Source organism: Mycobacterium sp., from assembly GCF_035603715.1.
Taxonomy (GTDB): Bacteria; Actinomycetota; Actinomycetes; order Mycobacteriales; family Mycobacteriaceae; genus Mycobacterium.
Genome location: NZ_DATNJW010000389.1, coordinates 1 through 3,832 on the forward strand (window position 1 = coordinate 1; position 3,832 = coordinate 3,832).

Below are 3,832 nucleotides of genomic sequence, written 5' to 3' on the forward strand. Positions count from 1 at the left end.
GCCGCCGCTGCTGACCATGTGGCTCGCGCGGTTGCTGCTGTTTCGGCTCGAGTTCGGGGCCGGCCTGATCAAGCTTCGGGGCGATTCCTGCTGGCGGGATCTGACCTGCCTGTACTACCACCATGAAACCCAGCCGATGCCAGGCCCGCTGAGTTGGTTCTTCCATCACCTGCCCAAGCCGCTGCATCGAGTGGAGGCCGCCGGCAACCACTTCGCGCAGCTCGTCGTCCCGTTCGGGCTGTTCGCCCCGCAGCCGGTGGCCGGCATCGCAGGCGCAATTGTCGTCGTCACCCAACTGTGGCTGGTGGCGTCCGGCAACTTCGCCTGGCTCAACTGGCTGACGATCCTGTTGGGCTGCAGCGCGATCGACGCACGATCGGTTGCGGCAATTCTGCCCATCCTCCGCCAACCCGCACTGCCCGACGCCCCGCGCTGGTTCGTTGCCCTGGTGATCGTGTTCGCGGTGCTGACGCTGGTGCTGAGCTACTGGCCAGTGCGCAACATGATCTCGCGTAGTCAGCGAATGAACATGTCGTTCAACCCGTTTCACTTGATCAATACCTATGGGGCGTTCGGCAGTATCGGTCGCACCCGCCGCGAGGTGGTGATCGAGGGCACCGACGCACCGACGATCACCGAGCAGACGGTATGGAAGGAATACGAATTCAAAGGCAAGCCAGGTGATTTGCGGCGGCACCCGCGCCAGTGGGCGCCGTATCACCTGCGATTGGATTGGCTGATGTGGTTCGCGGCGATCTCCCCGCAGTATGGCTACTCGTGGCTGCAACCATTCATGTTGCGGCTCTTGCAGAATGATGCGGCGACGCTGCGTTTGCTGCGTGGCAATCCGTTCCCGGATGACCCGCCGCGGTACGTGCGAGCCCAGCTGTACCGCTACCGGTTCACCACTCCGGCCGAGCTGCGGCGCGATCACGCCTGGTGGCATCGCACGCCGGAAGGCGGGTACGTGGCGCCGATGTCGTTGAACTCGTCGAATTCCTGAAGTCAGTCAATAGATCTGAGTTGTACCTCAGAGGTGGGCAATTCGTTGGCCCCTGCGGGCAGGCCGGCTACAGCGATTCGTCGAGCTCGCCGAGTCGATCCGTCAGTTGCAGGTTTTCGGAGTAGTCTACCGGGCAGCAGATCAGCGACACCCCATCCTCATCGAGGGCGGTCCTCAACGTCGGTAACAGTTCGTCGGCGCTGTTGATCCGATAACCCTTGGCGCCGAAGCTTTCCGCGTACTTGACGATGTCAGGATTACCGAACTTCACGTAGTGGTGCTCGCCCAGTTCGAGATCCATCTTCCACTCGATCAGCCCGTAGCCGCCGTCTTCCCAGATCAGCACGACTAGCGGTATCTTCTCGCGGACAGCGGTCTCGATTTCCTGCGAGTTCATCAGGAAAGCCCCGTCACCGGCCACCGCCAGCACCTTCGACTCCGGCTTCGCCAGCTTGACCCCGAGGGCACCAGGCAGCGCGAAGCTCATGGTGGACAACCCATTTGAGATCAGACAGGTGTTGGGCTCATAGGTCGGGTAGAGCCGGGCCATCCACATCTTGGTGGCGCCGGTGTCGACCAGCACGACATCGGAGCGGTCCAGCGCGGCCCGGGTGTCGGCGACGACTCTGGCCGGCGCCAGCGGGTACCGCGAATCCTGTTGGCCGCGTGCAAATTCTTCGTCGAGCAGGCCAGAACCGGGGATCTCCGGATCGTCGACGAAGACATGGTCGTCGAGCCCTTCGGCCAGCGCGTCCAGCGACTCGCTGATATCGCCGATGATCCCGACGTCGACCGAGTAGTGCGCGTCGACCTCCGCCGGGAACCGATGGATGTGGATGATCTTCTTGTCTGCCTTGGGATTGATCCGGACCGGGTCGAACTCTTGCAGCTCATACCCCACCGCGATGATGACGTCGGCGTTGTCGAACCCGAAGTTGACGTAGTCGTGCCGCATGAACCCGAGCGCCCCGATGCTGTTGGGGTGGTCATCGGGCATGACACCTTTGCCATGGAAGGTGTTGGCCACCGGGATGCCGAACTTCTCCGAGAAGCGCACCAGGGCATCGGTCGCGCCGGAACGAGCCGCGCCGTGTCCGGCCAGCAGCACCGGCCGCACGGCCTTACGCAGGATGTCGACGGCGCGCGCCACCTGGCGGGTAGCCGGCGCATCGGCGCGAACGACGTTGCGCGGCAACGGGCCCAGGTCGTAATCGGCTTCGTCGGCATCGATGTGCTCGGGCACGGCCAGGTATACCGCTGCCGGGCGTTCGGTCTCGGCGAGCTTGAACGCTTTGCGGACCATCTCCGGTATCGCCTGCGCGGTCGGGATCCCGGCAGCCCACCGGGTGATCGGTGCGAACATCGACACCAGGTCGACGTACTGGTGCGACTCTTTGTATTGCCGGTTCTGGCCCACCTGAGCGGAGATAGCGACCATCGGCGTGCTGTTCGTGGTGGCGTCGGCGACACCCAACTGCATGTTGATTGCGCCCGGACCCAGCGTGGCCGATACCACCGCCGCCCGCCCGGTCACCCGGCCGTACATCTCGGCCATGAACGACGCGGCCTGCTCGTGCCGGGTGAGCACATAGCGGATGTTGGACGACGCCAGCGCCTGCACGAAGCGGATGTTCTCCTCCCCCGGCAGCCCGAAGACCACCTCGACGCCCTCGTTCTCCAGACACTTGACAATCAGCTCGGCCGCTTTGCTCATCCGGCACCTCCCTTAAGGGAACGATAGTGGCAGGCTAGGTGTTGGACGTTTCATAACCTCGTAAGCGAAGGATGTAAGCATGGCGATCGCCACCATCAACCCCGCCACCGGCGAAACGGTCAAGACCTTTACCGCGGCAACCGACGCGGAAGTCGACGCGGCAATCACCCGTGCCCACGAGCGGTTCCTGGACTATCGGCACTCCACCACGTTCGCTCAACGTGCCGAGTGGGCGAACGCCACCGCGGACCTGCTGGAGAAGGAAGCCGACGAGGTCGGGGCGATGATGACGCTCGAAATGGGCAAGACCCTGAAATCGGCCAAGGCTGAAGCGATCAAGTGCGCCAAGGGTTTTCGTTACTACGCCGAGAACGCCGAGAAGCTGCTCGCCGATGAGCCGGCAGAAGCCTCAAAAGTTGGCGCTAAGCGGGCCTACACCCGGTGGCAGCCACTCGGCGTGGTGCTGGCCGTCATGCCGTGGAACTTCCCGCTCTGGCAGGCCGTCCGGTTCGCCGCTCCCGCGCTGATGGCCGGCAACGTCGGCCTGCTCAAGCACGCCTCGAACGTGCCGCAGTCGGCCCTGTATCTCTCCGACGTAATCGCTCGCGGTGGCTTTCCGGAGAACTGCTTCCAGACGCTGCTGGTGTCGTCAAAGGCCGTCGAGGCCATCCTGCGCGATCCCCGGGTCAAGGCGGCCACGCTGACCGGCAGCGAGCCCGCCGGCCAGTCCGTCGCCGCCATCTGCGGTGACGAGATCAAGCCCACCGTGATGGAGCTCGGCGGCAGCGACCCGTTCATCGTGATGCCGTCGGTCGATCTCGACGAGGCGGTCAAGACCGCGGTCACCGGACGGGTGCAGAACAACGGCCAATCCTGTATCGCCGCCAAGCGCTTCATCGTGCACACCGACATCTACGACGCGTTCGTCGACAAGTTCGTCGAACGGATGGCGGCGCTGAAAGTGGGTGACCCGGCCGACCCGGACACCGACGTGGGTCCGCTGGCCACCGAGTCGGGCCGCGACGAGATCGCCCAGCAGGTCGACGACGCCGTCGCCGCGGGCGCGAAGGTCCGCCTCGGCGGCAAGACCCCCGACCAGCCGGGCTGGTTCTACC

Annotated in this window: 3 protein-coding genes; 2 read left to right on the forward strand and 1 reads right to left on the reverse strand. The window is 64.4% G+C overall.

Annotation, left to right across the window (positions count from 1 at the left end; translation table 11 throughout):
* Positions 1-1,003, forward strand: a 1,003-nt coding sequence (locus tag VN856_RS16150; RefSeq protein WP_325690762.1) for a lipase maturation factor family protein, incomplete at its 5' end; no start/stop codon positions are given.
* 67 nt (positions 1,004-1,070) lie between these two features.
* Here the strand turns inward: VN856_RS16150 and VN856_RS16155 are convergent.
* Entirely contained in the window at positions 1,071-2,717 is a 1,647-nt protein-coding gene (locus VN856_RS16155) for an acetolactate synthase large subunit (RefSeq protein WP_325690764.1), read from the reverse strand.
* 79 nt (positions 2,718-2,796) lie between these two features.
* On the opposite strand from VN856_RS16155, the gene VN856_RS16160 reads away from it, so the two are divergent.
* Positions 2,797-3,832: aldehyde dehydrogenase family protein (locus tag VN856_RS16160; protein WP_325690766.1), on the forward strand; the 1,036-nt coding region annotated here is incomplete at its 3' end.